Source organism: Azospirillum brasilense (assembly GCF_007827815.1).
GTDB classification, from domain to species: Bacteria; Pseudomonadota; Alphaproteobacteria; order Azospirillales; family Azospirillaceae; genus Azospirillum; species Azospirillum brasilense_C.
On the sequence record NZ_VITH01000004.1, the window covers coordinates 220664 to 243234 of the forward strand.

Consider the following 22571-nt stretch of genomic DNA (forward strand, 5'->3'; position numbering starts at 1 on the left):
AACTGCTCCCATCCGCGCCACGCAGCGGCCGACACCGTGTGCAGGGCTCGTCAGCCTTGCAGCGGCGGTGCGTTGCCCGGAGGCGTGTCGATGGTCCTTCTCCACACCCGCAGACCGGAGACGGCGAAGAGAATCGTCACCAAGGGATTGAGAATGTTGAAGAAGCAGTACATGGCGAAGCCGGTCGCCGACACGCCGAGCGCCGCCGCCATGTAGGCCCCGCAACTGTTCCAGGGGATCAGCGGTGAGGTCACCGTCGCCGAATCGCCGACGACGCGCGACAGCAGCACGGGGGCGAGACCCCTCTTCGCGAATTCCGCCTTGAACAACCGGCCCGGCAGGGCGATCGAGATATACTGGTCCGAGGTGACGATGTTGGCGCCGATGCAGGTGGCGACCACGGTCGCCACGAGCCCGCCGACGGACCTCATCCGATGGATCACCGGGTCGATCAGGCGATTGAGGAGCCCGGCGTGCTCCACCGTCGCGCCGAACGACAGCGCGGTGATGATCAGCCACACCGTGTTCATCATGCTGGACATGCCGCCCCGCGTCAGGATGACGTCGAGGGACTCGTTGCCGCTGTGCGCGACGTAGCCGTTGGCGAGCGCCATCCACACACCCTTCAGCATGGTGACGGCGGCCGGCAGCTCCGGTGCGGCGGCGAAGGCGGCGACACGCCCCGGCTCCAGGACAACCGCCAGAAGCCCGCCCGCCAGGGCGCCGAAGAAGATCGTGATGAAGGGCGGAAACCGGGCGATCGACAGGCCGAGGACCAGCAGCAGCGGCGTGAAGGCCCAGAGCGACACCGTGAAGTGGCTTTCGATGCCGGACATCATGGCGGTGGCGTCGAAATCGCCGGGCGCCCCCAGCATCCCGAAGAGAAGGATGGCGACGAGCAGGGCCGGAACCGAGGTGAACAGCGATTCCCGGATGTGTTCGTAGATCCCGGACCCCGTCACCGCGGTCGCCAGATTGGCGGTGTCGGACAGCGGGGAGGCCTTGTCGCCGAAATAGGCGCCGGAGATCACCGCGCCGGCCGTGATTTCCGGCGACAGGTTCATGCTGGCCGCCACGCCCATCAGGCCGATGCCGATGGTCCCCGCAACGGTCCAGGAGCTTCCGATGCTGAAGCCGACCAGGGCGCAGATGATCGCGGTCGTCGCGTAGAAATAGTGGGGGCTGAGGATCTGGAGGCCGTAATAGACCATTGCCACAATGGTGCCGCTGAGCGCCCAGGTGCCGATCAGCGCGCCCACCGCCAGCAGGATCATGATGGCCGCAAGCCCGGTGGCGATGCCGTCGACCACAGCCTGGCGCACCCCGTCCCAGGGCATCCCGTTCTTGTAGGCGATCCCCGCCGCGATGATCCCGGAGAACAGCAGCGCCACTTGGTTCGGCCCTGCGGAAGCGTCCTTGCCGAACAGGAGGTAGGACAGCGCGAGCAGGGCGATAAGAGCGATCATCGGAAGCAGGGCGTCAAGCAGGGTGGGCCGACGCGCCTCCCGCTTTTCCCCAGCCGGCATCGAAACGTGGTTCGCCATAGCCGCAGCCTCCTTTTCCGGATCGCCGCCCCAATCAGGCCGCCTACCCGTGCCAACTCGTCGTCGTGAAGGCGGTGTCGATCAGCGTGCCCTTCTCGCCGCGCACGATCGCCGGAATGTCGGCGAGCGCCCCGATAGCCGCGGTTCGCCCCGTCGCCGTCGCGAACCGGCAGGCGGCGTCCACCTTCGGCCCCATGGACCCGGCCGGGAAGCTGTACCGGCCCATCGCCTCGGGGCTTGCCCGGTGGATGGCCCGCGCGTCCGGCGTTCCCCAGCCGAGGAACACGGCCTCGGCGTCGGTCGCCATGATGAGAAGGTCGGCACCCAGCTCGCGCGCCAGCAGCTCCGAGCAGAGGTCCTTGTCGATCACCGCCTCGACGCCGACCAGCGTGCGTTCCTTGCCCGGCTGGTGCGTGGCCGGCTGGTGCATGGCCGGCTGGTACATGGTGGGTATCCCGCCGCCGCCGGCGCAGATCACGATGGTTCCCTGGTCCAGCAGCCAGCGGATCGGCCGGATCTCAAAGATGCGCTTGGGGGCCGGCGACGGCACGACCCGCCGCCAGGATGCGCCGTCCGGCTTGAACACCCACCCCTTCTCGGCCGCGATGCGCTCGGCCTCGGCGGCTCCGTAGACCGGCCCCACAAACTTGGTCGGATCGTTGAAGGCTGGGTCGTCGCCGTCGACCTCCACCATGGTCAGCAGCGTGGCGAAGGGCACTTCGAACGGCAGGAGGTTGCCCAGCTCCTGCTCGATCATGTAGCCGATCATGCCCTCGGTCTCGGCCCCCAGGACGTCCAGCGGATAGGCTTCGTCCGGCCGGTAAGCGGCGCCCTGGAGCGCCAGAAGCCCGACCTGCGGCCCGTTGCCGTGGCTGATCACGAGCTGATGCTCCCGGGCGACCGGGGCCATGGCCTCGGCGGCGACGCGGATGTTGCGGCGCTGCACGTCGGCGGTCATCGGCTCGCCGCGTTTCAACAGAGCGTTGCCTCCCAAAGCGACGACGACGCGCATGGTCTCATTCTCCCCCTCATTCCCCCAACGTGGCGACGAGAAGCGCCTTGATCGTGTGCATGCGGTTCTCCGCCTGTTCGAAGGCGATGTTCGCCTCCGATTCGAAGACCTCGTTGGTCACCTCGAGCCCGTTGGGCATCCCGTAGTCCTCGGCAATCTGCCGGCCGAGCGTCGTCTCGCTGTCGTGGAAGGCCGGCAGGCAGTGCATGAACTTGACCTGCGGGTTGCCGCTTGCCGCCATCAGCTTCGGGTTGACCTGATAGGGCTTGAGCAACGCGATCCGCTCCCGCCAGACATCCTTGGGCTCGCCCATCGAAACCCAAACGTCGGTGTGGATGAAATCGACCCCGGCCACCGCTTCGGCGGTGTTGTCGGTGATGGTCAGCCGTGCGCCCGAGGCCGCCGCCAGCTTCCGGGCGATGGCGGTGTACTCCTCCGACGGCCACAGGCTCTGCGGCCCGCAGATGCGTACGTCCATGCCCATCAGGCAGCCGACGATCATCAGCGAATGGCCCATGTTGGACCGGGTGTCACCGACATAGGCGTACGTGATGTCGGTGATCGGCTTGTCGCTGTGCTCGCGCATCGTCATGACGTCGGCGAGCATCTGGGTCGGGTGGTATTCGTCGGTGAGCCCGTTGTAGACCGGTACACCCGCGTACTTCGCCAACTGCTCCACGCCGCCCTGCGCGGCGCCGCGGTATTCGATGGCGTCGTACATCCGGCCGAGGACGCGCGCGGTGTCCTTGAAGGATTCCTTATGGCCGATCTGCGAGCCGGCGGGATCGAGGTAGGTGACGTTGGCGCCCTGGTCGTGGCAGGCGACCTCGAAGGCGCAGCGGGTCCGCGTCGACGTCTTTTCGAAGATCAGGCAGATCTCCTTGCCGCGCAGGTGCTGCTGCTCGGTCCTGGCGTACTTGGCACGCTTGAGGTCGCGCGCGAGGTCGAGCACATAGCGGAATTCCCGCGGCGTGTAATCCTGGACGGTGAGCAGCGACCGGTTGCGCAGATTGAAGCTCATCTTTTCCTCCTGGGGTTCCCTCCGGGTTCGTTGTCCGCCGCGGGTCGTCAGTAGGCGGGCTCCCGCCAGATCGGGCAGGTCATGCAGTGGCCGCCGCCCCGTCCGCGGCCGAGTTCGGCCCCGCGGACGGTGATGACCTCGACGCCGGCCTTGCGCAGCAGCGTGTTGGTGTAGGTGTTGCGGTCGTAGGCCACGACCACGCCGGGTTCGAGGGCGACGACGTTGTTGCCGTCGTCCCACTGCTCGCGCTCCGCCTCGTAGGCGTTTCCGCCGGTTCCGACGACGCGGAGCCTGGAGTAGCCCAGCGCATCGGCCACGACCTCCAGCAGCGGCCTCGCCTCGGGCCGCACCTCGAAGCGCCCCTCGTCGTCCAGGGGGTAGGCGCTGTAGCAGCGGATCTGGTCGACGACTTCCCGGAAGACCGTCACCAGATCGCGGTCGCAGAACGAAAACACCGTGTCCAGATGCATGGCCGCGCGGCTTTTCGGCATCAGGCAGGCGATGACCCGCGACGCCGCGTTGTTGCGGAACAGCGCGCGGGTCACTTGGCCGACCGCTTGGCGGTTGGTGCGCTCCCCCATGCCGATGAGGACGATGCCCTTGCCGATCGGCATCACGTCGCCGCCCTCCAGGGAGGCGCCGGTGAAGTCCTCGTCCGAATCGCCCCACCAGATCGTGAAGCCGCCGTCCCGGAAGCGGGGATGGAACTTGTAGACCGCCCGCTGCAGCAGCGTCTCCGGCTTGCGGGCCGGCCAGAACATCGGGTTGCAGGTCACACCGTTGTAGATCCAGCAGGACGGGTCCCGCTGGAACAGCGTGTTGGGGATCGGCGGCAGCACGAAATCGGTGCCGCCGAACGCCTCGTTCAACAGCACGCTCACGGTGTTGTCCGGCAGGTCCGATATGGCGATGCCGCCGATGAGATGGACGGCGAGGTCCCTGGACGGCATCTCGTCCAGCCAGGGGCGCATGACCTCCACGGCGGCGACCCCGACGGTGTTGGCGGTGACCCGGCGGTCGAGCACGAACCCGCGCGCCTGAGGATCGTCGAGCGTTTGCGCCAGCAGGTCGTGCAGGTCCAGCACCTCGACCCCGCGCTCCTCCATCTTCAGCACGAGGTCGTGGTGGTCCTTCTGCGCCTCGTGCACCCAGATGACGTCATCGAACAGAAGGTCGTGGCAGTTGCCGGGGGTGAGGCGCTGGTGCGCCAGCGACGGCCGGCAAACCAGGACGGTCCGCAGCTTGCCGACTTCCGAATGCACGCCGACTTCAGACATGACGCATCTCCCTGCTTCGATGGCCCGGGATTGCGCGCGGGCCCTTGTTGTCTCGTGACGGCTTGTCTTGTGACGGCGCGGCGGCCGTCACAGCGGGCTGATCGTGCCGGTCCACATGAGCCAGGCGGCGAGGACGGCGAGGACGGCGATGACCGCCGCGATGGCCACCTCCACGCCGGTGAAGGCGGGCTCCCCGTGCTCGCGTCGGGCCCGGACATAGACGAGAATTCCCGGCGCGAAGAGGACCGCGCACATCAGCAGGTACTGAAGGCCGGCCGCGTAGACGAGCCAGAGGCCGTAGGCCGTCGCCAAGGCACCGACGAGGATGCCCTTCGTCCGCGATTCGGCACCGTAGCCCTCGCCGGTCAGGGCCAGTTTCAACGCGTAGGCGCCGGACAGGACGTAGGGGGGAAGAATCGCGACCGAGGCGATGAAGTAGAAGAACTGGTACGCGCTGCGCGAAAAGAAGCTGAGCGCGAGGAAGAGCTGGATCAGGAGATTGGTCGCCCACAGCGCGTTCACGGGCGACCCGTTGGCGTTCTCCGCGGCGAACCATTTCGGGAAAGTCCCGTCGCGGCCGCAGGTGTAGGGGATCTCCGCGCACAGCAGCGTCCAGGAGAGGAAGGCGCCGCCGACCGAGATCACCAAGCCGATGTTGATCAGGGCGGCGCCCCACGGGCCGACGAGGGACTCGAACACGCCCGCCATGGACGGCACCTTGAGGTCGGCGAGTTCGGGTTGCCGCAGGATGCCCGTCGCCAGCAGCGAGACCAGCACGTAGATTCCCAACGCGCCGACAAAGCCGATCACGGTCGCCCGCCCGACGTCGGAGCGGCGGGCCGCGCGGGCGGAATAGACGCTGGCGCCCTCGATGCCAATGAACACCCACAGAGTCACCAGCATGGTGCTCTTCACCTGCTCCATGACCGAGCCGAGGCCGCCCGTGCCGGACCCGGCGCCGGTTCCCCAGAGATCCACCGTGAAGCGATCCCAATGGAAGCCGACGATGGCCACCAGGACGAACAGGAACAGCGGCACCAGCTTGGCGATCGAGGTGACGACGTTCACGAAGGCCGCCTGTTTGATGCCGCTGAGCACGAGCGCGTGGATCAGCCACAGGCACAGCGACGCGCCGACGATGGACGGCAGGTTGTTGCCGTCGCCGAAGATGGGGAAAAAGTGGGACAGGGCCGAGAAGATGGCCACCGCGTAGGCCACGTTTCCAAGAAAGGCGCTCAGCCAATAACCCCAGGCGCTGTTGAAGCCGACGAACGGTCCGAAGCCGGCCTTGGCATAGGCATAGGGGCCTGCGTTCAGGTTCGGTTTGCGCACGGCCAGGTTTTGGTACACGAAGGCGAGCATCATCATGCCGATGCCGGTGATCATCCAGCCGATCAGGATGGCGCCGGGCGACGCTCCCTTGGACATGTCCGATGGAAGATTGAAAACGCCGCCGCCGATCATCGAGCCGACAACGAGCGCAACGAGTGGGAGCAAGGTCAGCTTGTCCGACTTCTGGGTCTGCGCCACGCCAGCGTTTTTCACCGACACGAGATCGTTCACGTCAGCCGTCGTCATCGCCGTCTCTCCGCTATCCTCGTCTCCCTGCCGTCAGGATTCCCTCCAATGAGGCGGGGCGATGAGGTGGGGCATCTTCCGCTCCAGCGTTCATTGGTCACATTCGTTGAATGCCGTTGAAGGAATGGGGACCAGGAACGGAAGTCCCAAGCTTGACGGATTGGCGAGCCGTTACATAAGTTCGATACGGTTTCCGCATCGCCACTGCATCGGCTGCGGCGTTTCATAGGATCCTGGCAATACGGGAAGGGCCAAAGCCGCCCTGAAAATTGGCTGGTGTTACGGTATCTCGGCCAATGACTTTGATCGAATTAGAGAAAAAGGCCTATGCGTGAAGGTGTTTATTTTGCGATTGCGAATTTGCATCTGCGAAGTAAATCTACTGCTTGGCTTCGCTTAAGACCCCGTGATTTTTTCTTTGACCGCCAAACTGCGATGAATCAGCCTTGCCGACAGAAAGCCGCCCCATTGGACCGCAGCGTTTCGGTGGTGAGCTGGACGGGCTCGACATCGTACGTCCTGAGCTGGTTGCGTGTCGGCGCACGCGGCCCGCTTGTCACACCGGCGCCGGGCGTACACCCGAGGCGCCTGAGCGCGCCGGCGGACGGACGGCCAAAGTGTAGCCACCGTTCCGCGATGGCCTCGTCGCCGATCAGGATGCCGGGCGTCGCACGGATCAGTGCGACCTCGGTAGGCTCAGGTTGGAGCAACGGGACACCCAGACCGCCTCGCCGATGATCCCAGCGGGAAAACGGACACCGCGGTACGGGGTGGTGGACATGCCCAACACCCTGCCATGCCGGACCGTTCACCACCAACCTGACAACACCCCGCTGGACGCCTCGAAAAACAGTAGCGCTGTCGGTGTTCCCGTGATTCCCTTGGTTTGAAGTGGGATCTGGAGGGAGCATGGCCAGATCATCGACGCCTCCATCGTGGAAGCGCCCCGGCAGCGGCTGACCCGGGAGGAGAAGCGCCAGATCCGTGACGGTGAGCCCCCTTACCCTGGCCGCCGGAAGGCGCGCCAGAAGGACACGCAGGCGCGCGTGGTGGAGGGGCTTCTGATCCTGGCGTTTGGCTACAAGTCGCACATCGCCATCGACTGCCGGTTCGGTCTGATCCGGCGCTTCATCGTCACCGGCGCGGCGCGGCACGACGGCGCGCAGTTGCCGGGCCGGCTCAACCCCGACGCCTTCGACAGCCGGGTGTGGGCGGACAGCGCCTACCGCTCGAAGGCCAACGAGGCGGCCATCGCGGCGGCGGGGCGCCGCAGCATGGTGCATTTCCACAAGCCGAAGGGCCGACCGATGCCGGAGCCACACCAGCGTGCCAACCGTGCCCGCTCGGCGGTGCGCTCGGCCGTCGAGCACGTGTTCGCCGACCGGAAGGTGCGCATGGCGCTGTTCATCCGCACCATCGGCCTGGGTCGCGCGACGGTGAAGATCGGTCTCGCCACCCTCGCCTACAACTTCCGGCGTCTGATCGGCCTGAGGGGCGAACTGCGCCCGGATAGCGACAAAACCGCCGCATATTTCCGCCTTTTCAGCCAAAATCCACAGTTCAGCCCCCCAAAGAACGCCGCCTTCCCGTCCGTGCGGCTCTTTCATCGGCATCAACCCGCGCTCAGGAGCAGTCTATCGAGGTGTTCGGGTGATCGTCGGTCCCGACGGCCAGGACCTGACCGCCCGGCCGCGTGTCGACGAGGCGCTGGTCAAGGCGCTGGCCCGGGCGCATCGCTGGTGCCGGCGACTCGCCTCGGGGCAGGTGGCGTCGGTGTCGGATCTGGCCACCGAAGCCGGCCGCACCAAGGCCTACATCCGCCAGATCCTGAGGCTGGCCTTTCTCGCCCCCGACCTCGTCGACGCCATCCTGCGCGGGGAGCAGCCGCGCCGCCTCACTCTGGCCACGATGCTGGAAACCGACATCCCGCTGGCCTGGAACGAGCAGCGCCGGCTCCTCGGCTTCCCTTCCCGCTGATCATATCCCGATCCGGGAAAGAGCGCGGCGTCCCCTCGGGGCGCCGCGCTCTTTCGTCAGGGCCACTCACCCAACCTTGGGCAGCGCTGTCGGGCGATCGTGGTCTTGGCGGAAACGCGACAGTTCCGGTCATGCGCGGAGTTTTCCCGAACCGGGAGACAGCGCCACGGCAGGCGAGTAACCTTTCGCGCCCGAAAGGGAAGTCGGTTACGGACCGGCGGAGAAAAACGGGCACAGACCGGCCAAACAGCGCGGCTTATGGCCCATTACAGGGTCGATGTCTGGGGAAGTATAAGGCTAACCGCCCGGAAGTACGGCGGTATCTCACTTCTGCTGACGCCACAGAAAAGTCAGCAGGAAAAACTGGCGGAGGGAGAGGGATTCGAACCCTCGATACCCTTTTGGGGTATACACACTTTCCAGGCGTGCGCCTTCGACCACTCGGCCACCCCTCCGCAGAGGCCGCGTTTATATCCAGCCCGAAGGCGGTGCGCAAGCCCCTGAAATCACTTTTTGGAAAAATCTTGCACCGCCTTATGGATGATCCGCCGGGCGGAGCGAAACCTCCCCTCTCAGCCGAGACCGCACTCAGCCGAGACTGCGGACCAGATCGGCCACCGTACGGCACAGCAGATCGATGTCCTGGTTGCGCGACAGGCGATGGTCGCCGTCCTTCACCAACGTCACCCGCACGTCCGCGCTGCTCAGACGGTCGGCGAGCGTCAGGCTGACCTGCCAGGGCACGTCGGGATCGGCCATGCCATGCAGCAGGCGCACCGGCTTGTCGAAGGCGATCGGCTGGCGCAGCAGCAGGTGGTCGCGCCCGTCCTCGATCAGGGCGCGGGTGATCGGCTGCGGCTCCGGCCCGTAGTCGGAGGGGCGCAGCCAGCGGCCCGTCTCCAGGATCTCGCGGCGGACGGACTCGTCGAAGAGGTCCCACATCAGGTCCTCGGTGAAGTCCGGGGCGGCGGCGATGCCGACCAGACCGGCCACCCGCTCCGGGCGGCGCAGCGCGGTCAGCAGCATCATCCAGCCGCCCATCGAGGAGCCGACGAGGATCTGCGGCCCCACCGTGACGCGGTCCAGGACGGCCAGCGCGTCGTCGGCCCACAGCCCGATGGTGCCCTCGTCGAACCGCCCGCTGGAGGCGCCGTGGCCCTGGTAGTCGAAGCGGGTGAAGGACAGCCCCTCGCCCGCCGCCCATTCCTCCAGGGCGAGCGCCTTGGTGCCGGTCATGTCCGACATGAAGCCGCCGAGGAACATCACGCCGGGGGCCAGACCTTCCGGGTCGCGCCCGGGGGTGTGACGATAGGCTATGGTCGCGGCGCCGCGCTTCAGGCTATGGTGCGCGCCGCCCGGCGACGGGACGGGGCCGGCTGCGGGTTCGGTCATTTCGGACACCTCTGTGGGCCAGGACTTTAGGAATCTGTGACTATGGACGTCGAATCCCAGCTTAGCACCGGCGAGGACCCGCGCAACCCGGCCGACGCCTTCGCGAAGGGCGCCTTCGCGGCCGCCGGACGCCGGCCCGTCGTTCTCCAGGTGCTGCCGGCGCTGGTCACCGGCGGGGCCGAGCGCGGCTGCATCGACGTGGCGCTGGCGCTGGCCCAGGCCGGCGCGCTGCCGCTGGTGGCGTCCGAAGGCGGGCCGATGGCCGCGGAGCTGGACCGCGCCGGCATCCGCCACATCACCCTGCCGCTGGCCTCCAAGAACCCGCTGGTTATCCGCCGCAACGCGCGCAAGCTGGAGGCGATCATCCGGGAGAACGGCGTGGACATCGTGCACGCCCGCTCTCGCGCCCCGGCCTGGAGCGCCTGGCTGGCCTGCCAGGCGACCGGCGCGCGCTACATGACCACCTTCCACGCCCCGTACAATTACAAGAACGGGCTGAAGCGCTGGTACAATTCGGTGATGGCGCGGGGCGAGCGGATCATCGCCATCTCCGGCTTCATCCGCCGCCACATCCTGGAGAATTACGCGGTCGATCCGGCGGTGATCCGCACCATCCACCGCGGCATCGACCCGCTGTCCTTCGCGCCGGAACGGGTCAGCCCCGCCCGCATGATCCAGCTCGCCCAGAAATGGCGGCTGCCCGACGACAAGCCGGTGATCCTGCTGCCCGGCCGCCTGACCCGCTGGAAGGGCCAGACGGTGCTGATCGACGCGCTGGCGAAGCTGGGGCGCAAGGACGTCTGCGCGCTGCTCGTCGGGTCCGACCAGGGCCGCACCGGCTACCGGCAGGAGCTGGAGGAGCAGGTGCGCCGCGCCGGCCTGGAAGGCGTCGTCACGATGACCGACCATTGCAACGACATGGCCGCCGCCTACCGGCTGTCGACCGTCGTCGTCTCCGCCTCGCAGGAGCCGGAAGCCTTCGGGCGGGTGATCGTCGAAGCGCAGGCCATGGGCCGCCCGGTGATCGTCTCCGCCATCGGCGCCTACCAGGAGACGGTGATTCCCGGCGAGACCGCCTGGGTGGTGCCGCCCGCCGATCCCGACGCGCTGGCCAAGGCGCTGGACGAGGCGCTGTCCCTGACGACGGAGCAGCGCGACGCCATCGGCGCCCGCGCCCGCGCCTTCGTCGCCGAGCGCTACACCAAGCAGCGCATGTGCGCCGACACGCTGGCCGTCTACGCGGAGCTTCTCGCCGAGCCCAAACACGCTGGGCCCGGGCGCGGCCCGCAAGGCCGCTGAGCCGCCGCCCCGCCTTCCCCGCCCGACACACCACCGGACCCCATGACCGACATCGTCCAGCTTTCCGGCATCGCCCCCGTCATCGACCGTTACGACGGGGTCATCCTCGACCTGTGGGGCGTCCTGCACGACGGCGAGCGGCCCTATCCCGGCGTGCCGGAGTGTCTGGACCGGCTGCGCGCGGCGGGCAAGGTGATCTGTCTGCTGTCCAACGCGCCGCGCCGCACCGGCGGCGCCATCGCCAAGCTGGAGGGCATGGGGATCGGGCGCGAGCGCTATCACCACGTCATGACCTCGGGCGAGGCCACCTACGAGGCGCTGCGCGACCGCGAGGACCCGTGGCACGCGGCACTGGGCCGGCGGCTGCACCACATCGGCCCGGACCGCGACATGGACGTGTATGAGGGGCTGGACTACACGCCCGTCGCGTCGCCGGACGAGGCCGATTTCGTGGTGAACACCGGCATCGTCGATTTCGGGGAATCGCTGGCGGTCTACGAGCCGGCGCTGGAGGCCTGCCGCCGCCGCAACCTGCCGATGGTCTGCGCCAACCCCGACCTGATCGTGATGGTCGGCGAGCAGATGGTCATCTGCGCCGGCACGCTGGCCCAGCGCTACGAGGAGATGGGCGGCGACGTGTTCTGGCACGGCAAGCCGCACGCCCCGGTCTACGACCGCTGCCTGTCGCTGATGGGCGTCGAGGACAAGCGGCGCATCCTGGCGGTGGGCGACAGCCTGCGCACCGACGTGGCCGGGGCCAACGCCGCCGGGATCGACGTGGCGCTGGTCACCTTCGGCATCCATCGGGAAGAGCTGGGCGGCGCCTGGGGCGATGCCGTCGACCCGGCCAAGCTGGCCGCGGCGGCCGCCGCGTCCGGCCACCGGCCGACCTACGCCCTCCCCAGCCTGCGCTGGTGAGCGGGGGCGAGCGCCACCCGCCTCTCAGTCGAAGGGCGGGATCGCGTCGTCCATCGCCTTGCGCAGGATGCTGGACGGTCCGTCCTCGGAAAAACCGCGGCTTCCGATGGCGTTGCGGAAATAGCTGACAATGAAGACGCGGATGGAGGCGGTCAGGTTCGCTTCGCCGCGCCTTTGATCAATCTGCGTGCAGATGTCGTTGAGCGACAGCCCCTCACGTTCGCAGATTTCCTTCAAGGAGTCCCAAATATAGGGCTCCATCCGAAGACTGGTGCGTCGGCCGGAAACCTTGACGTTGCGACAGACCAGGACCGGCCCTTCCTTGTTCCCCTGTCTGCCCGCCATATCGTTGCCCTGGTCCCCTGCCGTTGCGGAAAGGCGCTCGCGTTTCCGGCGAATATACATTCACTTGTATGATGATATTGCAAGCGGCGTGTGGGCACAAAGCCAATTTCGACCGGGGGTCGCGATCCCGGTTCGGGGTTCACCGTTCCCGCCATCGCGCGCGGCGCCGGCCGGGGCAAAAGCCGCTTCCCTTCGTCGCCGGCTTCGCTGTACCAGTGCCTGGACGAACCGGCACAAGCAGTGGTGGTCACTTCCGGTGGAGAACGAGCGATGGTACGACCGGCGGCATGGGGGATCGCGGCGACGCTGATGGTCGGGCTGGCGCCCGTGTTGGCTCCCGTTCCGGCCGCCCGCGCGTCCGACCCGCCGATCGACCGCATCCGCGCCGAGGTGTCGCGCCTCGTCCCGCCGCTCTGGACCGTCGAGGACGTGACGGCGGAGCCGGTTCCCGCCCCGGCCCCGGACGGCAAGTCCCTCGACGGTAAAGCCCTCGACGGCAAGACCGCCGCGAAATCCGCCGACTCGCGCGCCGCCGTCCGCATCGCGGCCAAGCTGCGGCTCGCCCAGCCGACCTACGCGGTGGAAAGCCGCGACGGCGCCGTGACCTTCATCCGCCCCGTCGCCGAGGCCGGGCTGGAGAAGACGCTCGCCGCCACCGCGCTCGCCACGCTCGGCCCCAACGGCTGGAGCGCGCGCATCGAGCTGCGCAACCCGGAGGTGCTGGAGGGCATCGGCCAGCCGCTGGAGGAGCTTCCCGGCCGCCCGGTGCTGGCCGGCTCCGCCGAGGCCAACCGCCTGCGCGAGCAGATCGCCCGCGACGCCGAGGCCCGCGGCGCCGAAGAGGACGCCCGCCGCCGCCGCGAGGAGGATCTGCTCGCCCGGCAGGCCGCCGCGACCAAGGTCGAGGAGGAGCGCGCCGCCGCCGAACGGCGGCAGGAGGAGGCGCGCGCCGCGCGGATCGCCGAGCTGCGCGCCCGGATCGCCGGCCCCGACCGCCCGGCGCGGATCGCCGCCTTCGAAGCCGCGCTGGGCGGCAACGACCCGTCGCTGCGCCAGATCGCCCTGGAAGCGGCGCTGCAGAGCCGCGACCCGGTGCTGGGCAATCTGGCGCTGAAGGACTGGATCGCCCGCAGCAAGGCGGTGCCGGTGCAGCTCTACGCGACGAAGGAGGACCCGCATTCGGAAACGGTGCTGAACAACCTGGGTCCGCTGACGCTGGAGATCGATTCCGTCAATCCGGTCAACGGCGCGTTCGCCGGGCGGCTGGGCGCCCCCGGCTACAGCATCGCCAAGCCCTCCGCCGCCATTGGCGCGCTGGCCCAGACCACCCTGACGGTGAACGCCTACGGCTGCGCCCTGTCGCTGCGCCTGACCGAGCAGCAGACCCTGGACGGGCTGTTCCGCTGCCAGACCCTGCCCGCGCTCGTCGCCCGCGTCGTCGTGGATTGAGGCGGCGGATGCGCCGGATCGTCCTTTGCCTCCTCGGCCTGCTGGCGCTGTTCGGCGGCCCTTCGGCGCGGGCGGACGAGGCCGAACCGACCGTCACGCCGCGCTCGCCGCCGACCGCCGTGCTGCCCCGGTTGACCCCTTTGGGAATGGTGGGGAAAGCGGCGCCGCAGGGGCTGGCGCCGTTGCTTCCCGTACCGGCGCTGACCGCGCCCGCGCCGTCAACAGCGACGCCGGCGGCAGCAACGGCGGAACCGGCCACCGCCGCCGCTCCCGCGGCGGAGCCTCTGGTGCCGACCGCCCCCGCCCCCATCGCCGCCCCTCTGCCTGCCCGCAAGCCAGCTGCCCCCGCCCCCACCCTCCCGGCAGTCGCGGAAAGCGCGCCTGCGAACCGCTTCAAGGGCGGCTACGCCAAGGCGTCGAAGGAGGACCGCGGCTGCGCCCTGCCCGGCCATATCACCGAAGAACGCGGCGCCGACACGCGCCGCCCGGCCATCGCCGCGGGGACAAGGGTGCGCATCCGCGCCGCCGCGAACCTGCGCGTCGCCCCCTTCTGCGACGCCAAGGTGGCGGACGTCCTGGAAAAAGGAGAGACGGTCACCGTGATGGCCGCCTTCGGGTCCTGGTACGAGGTCGGGCGGAACGGGCGGTCGCTGGGCTTCGTCGGCGCGTCCCTGCTCGCCGGGGCGAAGGGCCGTTAGCCTTTCACCCGCGCCGCCTCGACCATGAAGCGGCGCCAGATTTCCGCCGGGACGGAACCGCCGGTCACCCCCTTCATCGGCGTGTTGCCGTCATTGCCGACCCATACCCCCACCGTCAGCGCACGCCCGGCCACGCCGTCGGCGAAGCCGATGAACCAAGCGTCCCGGTAGTCGTTGGTGGTGCCGGTCTTGCCCCCGGTCCCGCGCTTGGCGAGCGCCGCCGGCAGGCGGGCCGTCCTGCCGGTGCCGTCCCGCATCACCTCGCCCAGCATGGCTTTCAGGGTGGCGGCGGTCTGCGGATCGATCACCCGGTCCGCCTTCGGCGGGGTATAGCTGTAAATGGTCCGCCCGGCAGGATCGCCGATGCGCTGGAACAGGTGGCCGCTGACTTTGCTGCCGCCGTTGGCGACCACGGCGTAGGCCTGGGTGATCTCCAGCAGCGACACCTCGCTGACCCCCAGCGCGAGGCCGAGATCCGGCTCCAGCGGCGACTCGACGCCGAGACGGCGGGCGGCGTCGGCGACCTCCTCGGCGTGGCCGCGGGTCAGCCGGGCCGATGCCGTGTTGGTCGAATGGGCGAAAGCCTCGGCCAGAGTCAGCGACGACGGGTAGCGGTTGTCGAAGTTGCGGATGGCCCGCCCGTCGGTGAACTCCATGCGCGAGCCGTCCACCAGCGACGCCGGAGTCAACCCGCGCTCCAGCGCCGCGAGGAAGACGAACAGCTTGAAGGCGGAACCGGGCTGGCGGCGCGCCTGGAGCGCGCGGTTGAAATGGTCGCGTCGGGCCGCCGCGTCGCGCCCGCCGATCATCGCCAGGATGGCGCCGTCGCCGTCCAGAGCGACCAGCGCGACCTCCGCGTCGCCCAGGCTCTTGGCGTGGCGCTTCAGGGTGGTCTCCACGCTGCGCAATGCGGCGGCCTGAAGGTCGCGGTCGAGCGTGGTCCGCGCGGTGAAGGTCGGCCCCGGAAGGTCGCCGCCGTAGCGGTCGGCGGCGAAGCGGTCGAAGCGGGCCTTGGCCGTCTCGCGGAAATGGCCGGTGGACAGGACCGCCGCCTTGTTGGCGGCGGCCAGCATCGGGCGCTGGCGCTTGGTCTGCTCCGCCGTGCGCTCGGTGATGAAGCCGGCGTCGGCCATGGCGTCGAGCACGAGGGCGGCCTTCGCCTCCGCCTTCTCCAGGTCGGCGAAGGGGTTCAGGCGGGAGGGGGCGGGCAGCGCGCCGATGAGCATCGCCGATTCCTTCAGCGACAGCTTGCCCGCCGGCTTGCCGAAGAAGACGCGGGCCGCGGCGTCCACGCCGTACGCGCCGAAACCGAAATAGGCGCGGTTGAGGTACAGGTACAGCACGTTCTTCTTGCCGAGCTGCTCCTCGAAGTCGCTGGCGCTGTACAGCTCGTACGCCTTGCGGGACCAGCGGTTGTAGCGGTTGAGAAAGATCAGCTTCATCGTCTGCTGGGTCAGCGTGCTGCCACCCTGGCTGAAGCGGCCGGAGGTCACCGCCACGGCCAGCGCGCGGGCCAACCCCTGGAAGTCGATTCCGTCATGCTCCAGATAGCGCCGGTCCTCCTTGGCGATCAGCGCCTGGATCAGGTGCTTCGGCAGCTTCTCCAGGGTCAGCGTGTCGCCGTACGTCTCGCCGATCGACCCGATGAAGCGTCCCTGGCGGTCGAGGAAGCGCACGCCGTGGCCGCGGTTGTAGGACAGCACGTCGTCGACGGTGCGGAATTCGTCCCCGAACAGGTCCATGGCCCTGGCGGAGGGCGGGGCGGACAGGCCGGACAGCAGCGGCAGCGCGAGCGTCACAGCCAGGGCGGCGCGGCGGAACAGGGAGGGTCGGGGCATCGGCCGTATGGTGGAGGCGGAACGAGCCTCACGTCGGCGCGCCGCCCCGCTTGCGCAATGCCGCTACCCCGTAATTGCAAAACGGCCCTGCCGTTCAACAAAAAAGCCCGCCGGAACCGGCGGGCCTTTTGGGGGACGCGTGTGCTCTGCCGAAGGCGGTCGGGCCTTCGCGCCGAAGGGTCACCTCGGCGCCAAAACCATGACCATCTGGCGGCCTTCGAGCTTCGGCATCTGTTCGACCTTTGCCAACTCGTCCAACTCGTTGCGCACGCGGACCAGCACGTTCATGCCAAGATCCTGGTGCGCCATCTCGCGCCCGCGGAAGCGCATGGTCACCTTGACCTTGTCGCCCTCCTCAAGGAAGCGGCGGGCCGAGCGCATCTTCACGTCGTAGTCGTTGTCATCGATGTTGGGTCGGAGCTTGATCTCCTTCACCTCGATGATCTTCTGCTTCTTGCGCGCCTCGGCGGCCTTCTTCTGCGCCTCGTACTTGTACTTGCCATAGTCGAGAATCTTGCAGACAGGAGGCTCTGCCTGAGGAGCGATCTCGACGAGGTCGAGGCCCGCATCCTCAGCGGCCAGCAACGCATCGCGCAGCGAAACGACGCCCACCATCTCGCCGTCGGCACCGACGAGACGGATCGAGCGAGCCGTGATCTCCCGGTTAACCCGCGGTCCATCGCGGGTCGGAGCGGCTTCGGACGGTATCCTGGCTATGGACGCTTCTCCATGACTGGAAACCCACCGGGGCGCGACCTCCCGGAGGAAGGCCCGCCCGGCCGGTGCGGTCGGTTAGAACGGCGAATCGAAGGCGGCGACGCCCGCGGGGGACCGCGCCTCCTCACTCAGTTTATTGAGAGCGGCGTCGAGGGCAAGAACTTCCTGGTCCTTACCACCGAGGGTACGCAGCGCGACCGTCCGCTCCTCCGCCTCGCGCTTGCCCACAACCACCAGGACGGGAACCTTCTGAAGGCTGTGTTCGCGGACCTTCAGGTTGATCTTCTCATTCCGGGTGTCGAGTTCGGCACGGATGCCGCGGCGCTTCAGCAGGCTGACGACCTCCTGCCCATAGCCGTCGGCCTCGTTGGTGATGGTGCAGACCACCGCCTGGACCGGGGAGAGCCACATCGGGAACTTGCCGGCGTAATGCTCGATCAGCATGCCGATGAAGCGTTCCAGCGAGCCCAGGATGGCCCGGTGCAGCATCACCGGACGGTGGCGGGCGCCGTCCTCGCCGATGTAGGAGGCGTCGAGCCGCTCGGGCAGCACAAAATCGAGCTGCAGCGTGCCGCACTGCCAGGTGCGCCCGATGGCGTCGGTCAGGTGGAACTCCACCTTCGGGCCGTAGAAGGCGCCCTCGCCCGGCAGCTCCTCGAACTCCAGGCCGGCGGAGCGCAGCGCGGTGCGCAGCCCCTCCTCCGCGCGGTCCCACACCGCGTCGTTGCCGGCGCGCACGTCGGGGCGCAGGGCCAGCTTCACCGCGATCTTGTCGAAGCCGAGGTCCCGGTAGACGCCGAGCTGGAGCTTGAAATAGTCCGCCGCCTCGGTCGGCACCTGATCTTCCGTGCAGAAGATGTGGGCGTCGTCCTGGGTGAAGGCGCGCACGCGCAGGATGCCGTGCAGCGCGCCCGACGGCTCGTTGCGGTGGCAGGCCCCGAACTCCGCCATGCGGATCGGCAGGTCGCGGTAGGAGCGCAAGCCGTGCTTGAAGATCTGCACATGGCCCGGACAGTTCATCGGCTTGATGCCGAGCATCTTCTCGCCGTCGTCGGCCGAGACCTTGAACATGTTGTCGCCATACATGTCCCAGTGGCCCGACGCCTTGAACAGCGAGCTGTCGATGAGCTGCGGCGTCTTGACCTCGACATAGTCCGCCTGGCTCAGCTTGGTGCGGATGTAGGTCTCCAGCGTGCGGAACAGCGTCCAGCCCTTCGGGTGCCAGAAGACCGAGCCGACGGCCTCCTCCTGCACGTGGAACAGGTCCAGCTCCTTGCCCAGCCGGCGGTGGTCGCGCTTCTCCGCCTCCTCCAGTTGGTGCAGGTAGGCCTTCAGCTCCTTCTCGTCGCGCCAGGCGGTGCCGTAGATGCGCTGGAGCATCGGGTTGCGGCTGTCGCCGCGCCAATAGGCGCCGGCCACCTTCATCAGCTTGAAGCCGTTGCCGACCCTGCCCGTCGTCGGGGCGTGCGGACCGCGGCACAGGTCCAGCCAGTCGTCCTGGCGGTAGACGCTGATGTCCTGGTCCGCCGGGATCGCCTCGATCAGCTCGGCCTTGTAATGCTCGCCGAGCTTCTTGAAGTAGGCGACCGCATCGTCGCGGGTCCAGACCTCGCGCACGATGGGAACGTCCTTGGCGACGATCTCGCGCATCTTCGCCTCGATCTTCGCCAGATCGTCGGGCGTGAAGGGCTCCTCGCGCGCGAAGTCGTAATAGAAGCCGTTGGCGATCGCCGGACCGATGGTCACCTGCGTGCCCGGATAGAGCTTCTGCACGGCGTCGGCGAGGACGTGGGCGGCGTCGTGACGGATGACCTCGAGCGCGTCCGGATGACTGCGCGTGACGATCTCGATCTTGGCGTTGGTGGTGACGGTGGTGGTGAGGTCCTTCACCTCGCCGTCGAGCTTGACGGCAAGCGCATCCTTGGCAAGGCGCGGTCCGATCGACTGGGCAATCTCAAGCCCCGTCACCGGCCGGTCGAACTCCCGCACGCTGCCGTCGGGCAGCGTGATGGCGATGTTGGACGTCACCGAAGTCACCATTTGACTGTTTGCATCGCACCCGGCGGATGCCGGGAGGCGAAATCTCTAATGCGGGCGGGCTTTCTGTCAAGGGCGCCGGGGGCATTTCCGGCGCGAATCCGCCGCCCGAACGGCGAATTTTCTTGCAAAATTAATTCACGGCAAAATGATCTCAGGACGGTTTGCGCGCCGGGCGGGGCTCGCCGAACAGGTAGCCCTGGCCGAAATCGATGCCGCTGCGCTGGATCGCGTCGAGCTGCGCCTCCGTTTCGATCTTCTCGGCGATGAGGTCAATGCCCGTGCCGTCCAGGCGGTGGCGCAGATCCTCGATGCGCGGCGCCAGGACCGGGTCGAGCAGCAGGCCGCAATCCAGCTTCACATAGCGGATCTCGTGCCGCAGCAGGGCGTCCACGTCGATGTCCAGGTCGGTCACCCGGTCCATGGAGAAGCGGAAGCCGATGCGGGCGAGCTGCGACAGGATGCCCATCGTCACCGCCCCGCCCGCCCGCAGCTCCTGCTGGCTCAACTCGAAGGCCAGCTTGGGCACCAGCGTCTGGTTGCGCACCATCAGGTCCAGGAACTGCCGCATGAAGGCCGCGTCGCTGAGCGTGGCGGCGGACATGTTGCAGAAGAAGCCGATGGCGTGCTGGCGCCGCTCCGTCTCACGGATCAGCTGGATGCAGCGGACCAGCAGCAGATTGTCGATGGTGGCCATCAGCCCGGCGCGCTCCGCGATCTCCAGATAGCGGTCGGGCAGGATCAGCGCCCCGTCGGCGGCGCGCACCCGCGAGAACACTTCGAAGAAGCGGTGCTTGCGCTGGGGCAGGCTGACGATGGGCTGGAGGTGGACGTCGATCCGGTCGGCGGCCAGCGCGTCGCGCACCACCTCCAGAACGCCGGCCCCGTCCATCAGCCGGGCTTCGGCTTTGGCCGCAGGCTGCGGGTCCGGACGGCGCGAGTCCGGGAAGGCCGCCCCCGGGCCGGATGGCGGCGGCGCTTCGCGTTCCTCCGCCGGCCGGACTTCGCCGAGCCGCGCGACCAGCGCGTGGAGGAGCCTGACCTCCTGAAGGACGGCCTCGTGGGTGGCCGCGGAGCGATCGGCGTCGCCGGCCTCCGCCTCCGGTGCGACGCGCGGCTCCAGCCGTTCGGCCAGCGCGTCCACACTCTTCTGCAGACGGTCCAGGCGCTCCAGGGTGTCGCGCTGCCGGCGGGCCAGCCGGCGGTGCAGGTCCACGGCGGCGCCGGCCAGAAGGATCAGACCGCCGCCGATCCAGCCCATCGCCGGGTCGGTGCCGGGCCGCAGTTCCGGCAGGCCGAGGGCGACCGAGACCGCCGCCGCGGCGACGGCCAGCCCGTGAAGGAAGGCCGCCAGGGCCGCCATGCGCCCGCTCAGCGGTGATCCGCCCCCACCGCGTCGCTCAGCGAGGCGAAGCCGTCGCGGCGCAGCAGGGCGGCGAGGTCGCGCCGGATCGCCAGCACCAGCGCCGGCCCGGCGTAGACCAGCGCGGAATAGAGCTGCACCAGCGACGCGCCGGCGCGGATCTTGGCGTAGGCATCGGCGCCCGACGCGATGCCGCCGACTCCGACCAGCGGCATTTTGCCGCCGGTCAGCCGGTACATCTCGCCCAGGACGGCGGTCGAGGGCGCGAACAGCGGCTTGCCGGACAGGCCGCCGGCCTCCGCGCGCAGCGGCTCGGGGATGTCCGCGGGCCGGGCGATGGTGGTGTTGGACACGATCAGCCCGTCGATGCCCGACTCGAGCGCGACCGCGGCGATGTCCGCCTTGTCCTCGTCGGTCAGGTCGGGCGCGATCTTCAGCAGGACCGGCGGCGCCTTGGCCAGCCGGCAGGCGGACCGGGCGTCCAGAACGCGGCCCAGCAGGGTGCGCAGCGGCTCGCGCCCCTGGAGCGCGCGCAGGCCCGGCGTGTTGGGGGAGGAAACGTTGACGACCAGATAGTCGGCCAGGGCGGCCACCCGGGTGACGCCGAGGACGTAATCGTCCGCCGCCTCCACCGTGTCCTTGTTCTTGCCGAGGTTGGCGCCGACGAGTCCCGGCGCCTTGCGCCCGCCGGACAGACGTCGCTCCAGTCTTTGGGCGAAGGGCTCCAGCCCCTCGTTGTTGAAGCCCATGCGGTTGATGACGGCTCCCTGCTCCGGGGCGCGGAACAGGCGCGGCCTGGGGTTGCCGGGCTGCGGCCGGGGCGTGACGCTGCCGGCCTCCACGAAGCCGAAGCCCAGCCGCAGCATGGCGTCGACCACCTCGGCGTTCTTGTCGAAGCCGGCGGCGAGGCCGACCGGGTTGGCGAACTCCAGGCCGAACACCGTGGTCCGCAGGATGGGATCGTCCTTCTCCCGCACCGGCGGCATCAGCCCGCTCGACAGGGCCTTGATGGTCAGCCCGTGCGCGGTCTCCGGATCGAAGCTGCGCAGGACGGGGCCGACGATGGGAAAGAGGTCGATCACGGCGTGGTATCCTCAGAGACTCAAGAGAGGGCGGCATCCCGGAAGGTCGCCGGGAAGAGGTGGCGGCCGTCCGGCCCCAGCGGCAGCGGGTCGGCGCGCAGCACCGCCGCGGGCGGCAGCGGGCCGTAGAGATGGGGAAAGAGCTGGCCGCCGCGCGACGGCTCCCAGCGGAGCGCGTCACCCAGCGCGGCGCCGTCCACCGTCAGCAGGACGAGGCCGTCCTGCCCGGCGCGGTGCTTGGCGGCACTTTCCTCGACCTGGGCGCCGGTGGAGAAGTGGATGAAGCCGTCCGCCGCGTCCTGCGACGAGCCGTGGTAGGCCCCGGCGGCGAGCGCCTTCTCCCACTCCGCGGCGCGGCACATATGAAAGATGATCCGTTCAGTCATGGCACGGGACCTTAGCGCAAAGCCGCCCGCCAAAGCCAGCCGTGGCAAATTTGGGAGGATCGGCGGACCGTTGATAACTTCAGAATGGGACGTTGCGCTGTTTGCTTCGCAATTTGCAAATGTGGCTTTGGGAATCCCGCGGCATTTTGCAGAAGGAAAATTCGCCGTTCCGCCGCGCCGCCCCCCGCCGACCACACGGAAAAGCCGCAGAATCAAGGATTCCCAAGGGCGCCCGCCGTCTCGGCGGCAACCAATCGGAATTGGCATCGGGATTGCTGAGAGAAGGGCAAGCAAGGAGATGCCCCATGAACGCGATTGCGATGAATGTTGTGAAGGAACGGCACCCGGTGGAACACGCGCTCGACTCGCGCATCCATGGGGTGATCGTGTCCAGCGTGGACAGCGCCCCCCTGGCCGCCCTGGCGGAGCCCAGCAGCACGCCCGTCCCGCTGAAGCCCTCGGCGGCGATGCTGGCCGCCGGGTCGCGCGCCGGCGGCGTCTCGGTCGAGACCGCCTGGAAGATCTATCTGGCGATGATCAAGGAAGCCGCCTGACCGGTCCGTTCCACCCTCTCCTTCCGCGGCGGCGGACCGGATGCGGATGTCCGGCCCGCCGGAACGCCGCAGGGAGGCGCCGGT

Annotated in this window: 19 protein-coding genes, 1 tRNA gene and 1 pseudogene; 7 read left to right on the plus strand and 14 right to left on the minus strand. The window is 68.6% G+C overall.

What is annotated here, in order from left to right:
• Positions 1-50 precede the first annotated feature (50 nt).
• The 5 genes from FBZ83_RS10035 to arcD all read right to left on the minus strand — a co-directional run bounded on the left by FBZ83_RS10035 (position 51) and on the right by arcD (position 6432).
• Positions 51-1544, minus strand: a complete 1494-nt coding sequence (locus FBZ83_RS10035; protein WP_145682317.1) for a Na+/H+ antiporter NhaC family protein — start codon at positions 1542-1544, stop codon at positions 51-53.
• A 43-nt stretch (positions 1545-1587) separates the two neighbouring features.
• A complete protein-coding gene (arcC, locus tag FBZ83_RS10040) occupies positions 1588-2556 on the minus strand; it encodes a carbamate kinase (protein ID WP_145682318.1) in 969 nt (322 codons plus the stop codon).
• Positions 2557-2572: 16 nt separating this feature from the next.
• Positions 2573-3577 carry an ornithine carbamoyltransferase gene (locus FBZ83_RS10045; RefSeq protein ID WP_145682319.1) on the minus strand — a complete coding sequence of 335 codons (1005 nt, stop codon included), beginning with the start codon at positions 3575-3577 and terminating at the stop codon, positions 2573-2575.
• Positions 3578-3624: 47 nt separating this feature from the next.
• Positions 3625-4854, minus strand: coding sequence for an arginine deiminase (locus FBZ83_RS10050; RefSeq protein WP_145682320.1), 1230 nt, complete (start codon positions 4852-4854; stop codon positions 3625-3627).
• A gap of 87 nt (positions 4855-4941) precedes the next feature.
• Positions 4942-6432: an arginine-ornithine antiporter gene (arcD, locus tag FBZ83_RS10055; protein WP_211101646.1), complete on the minus strand. Its 1491-nt coding sequence runs from the start codon at positions 6430-6432 to the stop codon at positions 4942-4944.
• 935 nt (positions 6433-7367) lie between these two features.
• Between arcD and FBZ83_RS32530 the strand changes: the two are divergent.
• Positions 7368-7844 (plus strand): annotated as a pseudogene (locus FBZ83_RS32530) (transposase); the annotation flags it as partial.
• 238 nt (positions 7845-8082) lie between these two features.
• Positions 8083-8409: a hypothetical protein gene (locus tag FBZ83_RS10065; RefSeq protein ID WP_211101647.1), complete on the plus strand. Its 327-nt coding sequence runs from the start codon at positions 8083-8085 to the stop codon at positions 8407-8409.
• 364 nt (positions 8410-8773) lie between these two features.
• Here the strand turns inward: FBZ83_RS10065 and FBZ83_RS10070 are convergent.
• Positions 8774-8864, minus strand: a tRNA-Ser gene (locus FBZ83_RS10070).
• 133 nt (positions 8865-8997) lie between these two features.
• Positions 8998-9801, minus strand: coding sequence for an alpha/beta hydrolase (locus FBZ83_RS10075; protein WP_145682321.1), 804 nt, complete (start codon positions 9799-9801; stop codon positions 8998-9000).
• A 42-nt stretch (positions 9802-9843) separates the two neighbouring features.
• Between FBZ83_RS10075 and FBZ83_RS10080 the strand changes: the two genes are divergently transcribed.
• Both FBZ83_RS10080 and FBZ83_RS10085 read left to right on the plus strand, forming a co-directional pair.
• Positions 9844-11100, plus strand: a complete 1257-nt coding sequence (locus FBZ83_RS10080; protein ID WP_145682322.1) for a glycosyltransferase family 4 protein — start codon at positions 9844-9846, stop codon at positions 11098-11100.
• Between the two features lie 42 nt (positions 11101-11142).
• A complete protein-coding gene (locus FBZ83_RS10085) occupies positions 11143-12018 on the plus strand; it encodes a TIGR01459 family HAD-type hydrolase (protein ID WP_145682323.1) in 876 nt (291 codons plus the stop codon).
• Between the two features lie 24 nt (positions 12019-12042).
• On the opposite strand, the gene FBZ83_RS10090 is transcribed toward FBZ83_RS10085, so the two are convergent.
• A complete protein-coding gene (locus FBZ83_RS10090; protein WP_145682324.1) occupies positions 12043-12363 on the minus strand; it encodes a ribbon-helix-helix domain-containing protein in 321 nt (106 codons plus the stop codon).
• A 270-nt stretch (positions 12364-12633) separates the two neighbouring features.
• On the opposite strand from FBZ83_RS10090, the gene FBZ83_RS10095 reads away from it, so the two are divergent.
• Entirely contained in the window at positions 12634-13812 is a 1179-nt protein-coding gene (locus tag FBZ83_RS10095; protein WP_145682325.1) for a hypothetical protein, read from the plus strand.
• A gap of 8 nt (positions 13813-13820) precedes the next feature.
• Positions 13821-14510, plus strand: coding sequence for an SH3 domain-containing protein (locus FBZ83_RS10100; protein WP_145682326.1), 690 nt, complete (start codon positions 13821-13823; stop codon positions 14508-14510).
• On the opposite strand, the gene FBZ83_RS10105 is transcribed toward FBZ83_RS10100, so the two are convergent.
• From FBZ83_RS10105 to FBZ83_RS10130, 6 genes are all read right to left on the minus strand, one after another.
• Positions 14507-16348, minus strand: a complete 1842-nt coding sequence (locus FBZ83_RS10105) for a transglycosylase domain-containing protein (protein ID WP_145682327.1) — start codon at positions 16346-16348, stop codon at positions 14507-14509. The two genes, FBZ83_RS10100 and FBZ83_RS10105, sit on opposite strands and share 4 nt — an antisense overlap.
• 180 nt (positions 16349-16528) lie before the next feature.
• Positions 16529-17056, minus strand: coding sequence for a translation initiation factor IF-3 (gene infC / locus FBZ83_RS10110; protein WP_038529535.1), 528 nt, complete (start codon positions 17054-17056; stop codon positions 16529-16531).
• Positions 17057-17140: 84 nt separating this feature from the next.
• The gene (gene thrS, locus FBZ83_RS10115) at positions 17141-19105 is read right to left on the minus strand and encodes a threonine--tRNA ligase (RefSeq protein ID WP_145682328.1); all 1965 of its coding nucleotides are present in this window, start codon (positions 19103-19105) and stop codon (positions 17141-17143) included.
• A gap of 151 nt (positions 19106-19256) precedes the next feature.
• Positions 19257-20465, minus strand: a complete 1209-nt coding sequence (locus FBZ83_RS10120) for an EAL domain-containing protein (protein WP_145682329.1) — start codon at positions 20463-20465, stop codon at positions 19257-19259.
• 8 nt (positions 20466-20473) lie between these two features.
• A complete protein-coding gene (locus FBZ83_RS10125) occupies positions 20474-21547 on the minus strand; it encodes a quinone-dependent dihydroorotate dehydrogenase (protein WP_145682330.1) in 1074 nt (357 codons plus the stop codon).
• Between the two features lie 20 nt (positions 21548-21567).
• A complete protein-coding gene (locus tag FBZ83_RS10130; RefSeq protein WP_145682331.1) occupies positions 21568-21933 on the minus strand; it encodes a DUF952 domain-containing protein in 366 nt (121 codons plus the stop codon).
• Between the two features lie 305 nt (positions 21934-22238).
• On the opposite strand from FBZ83_RS10130, the gene FBZ83_RS10135 reads away from it, so the two are divergent.
• Complete coding sequence (locus FBZ83_RS10135; protein ID WP_114861265.1) at positions 22239-22487, plus strand: hypothetical protein; 249 nt, start codon at positions 22239-22241, stop codon at positions 22485-22487.
• Positions 22488-22571: the final 84 nt, after the last annotated feature.

What these genes read in the sequence shown, in the direction of transcription:
- FBZ83_RS10035 (WP_145682317.1), bottom strand. Translation starts at nt 1,544, where the DNA reads ATGGCGAACCACGTTTCGATGCCGGCTGGGGAAAAGCGGGAGGCGCGT.
- arcC (WP_145682318.1), bottom strand. Translation starts at nt 2,556, where the DNA reads ATGCGCGTCGTCGTCGCTTTGGGAGGCAACGCTCTGTTGAAACGCGGC.
- FBZ83_RS10045 (WP_145682319.1), bottom strand. Translation starts at nt 3,577, where the DNA reads ATGAGCTTCAATCTGCGCAACCGGTCGCTGCTCACCGTCCAGGATTAC.
- FBZ83_RS10050 (WP_145682320.1), bottom strand. Translation starts at nt 4,854, where the DNA reads ATGTCTGAAGTCGGCGTGCATTCGGAAGTCGGCAAGCTGCGGACCGTC.
- arcD (WP_211101646.1), bottom strand. Translation starts at nt 6,432, where the DNA reads ATGACGACGGCTGACGTGAACGATCTCGTGTCGGTGAAAAACGCTGGC.
- FBZ83_RS10075 (WP_145682321.1), bottom strand. Translation starts at nt 9,801, where the DNA reads ATGACCGAACCCGCAGCCGGCCCCGTCCCGTCGCCGGGCGGCGCGCAC.
- FBZ83_RS10080 (WP_145682322.1), top strand. Translation starts at nt 9,844, where the DNA reads ATGGACGTCGAATCCCAGCTTAGCACCGGCGAGGACCCGCGCAACCCG.
- FBZ83_RS10085 (WP_145682323.1), top strand. Translation starts at nt 11,143, where the DNA reads ATGACCGACATCGTCCAGCTTTCCGGCATCGCCCCCGTCATCGACCGT.
- FBZ83_RS10090 (WP_145682324.1), bottom strand. Translation starts at nt 12,363, where the DNA reads ATGGCGGGCAGACAGGGGAACAAGGAAGGGCCGGTCCTGGTCTGTCGC.
- FBZ83_RS10095 (WP_145682325.1), top strand. Translation starts at nt 12,634, where the DNA reads ATGGTACGACCGGCGGCATGGGGGATCGCGGCGACGCTGATGGTCGGG.
- FBZ83_RS10100 (WP_145682326.1), top strand. Translation starts at nt 13,821, where the DNA reads ATGCGCCGGATCGTCCTTTGCCTCCTCGGCCTGCTGGCGCTGTTCGGC.
- FBZ83_RS10105 (WP_145682327.1), bottom strand. Translation starts at nt 16,348, where the DNA reads ATGCCCCGACCCTCCCTGTTCCGCCGCGCCGCCCTGGCTGTGACGCTC.
- thrS (WP_145682328.1), bottom strand. Translation starts at nt 19,105, where the DNA reads ATGGTGACTTCGGTGACGTCCAACATCGCCATCACGCTGCCCGACGGC.
- FBZ83_RS10120 (WP_145682329.1), bottom strand. Translation starts at nt 20,465, where the DNA reads ATGGCGGCCCTGGCGGCCTTCCTTCACGGGCTGGCCGTCGCCGCGGCG.
- FBZ83_RS10130 (WP_145682331.1), bottom strand. Translation starts at nt 21,933, where the DNA reads ATGACTGAACGGATCATCTTTCATATGTGCCGCGCCGCGGAGTGGGAG.
- FBZ83_RS10135 (WP_114861265.1), top strand. Translation starts at nt 22,239, where the DNA reads ATGAACGCGATTGCGATGAATGTTGTGAAGGAACGGCACCCGGTGGAA.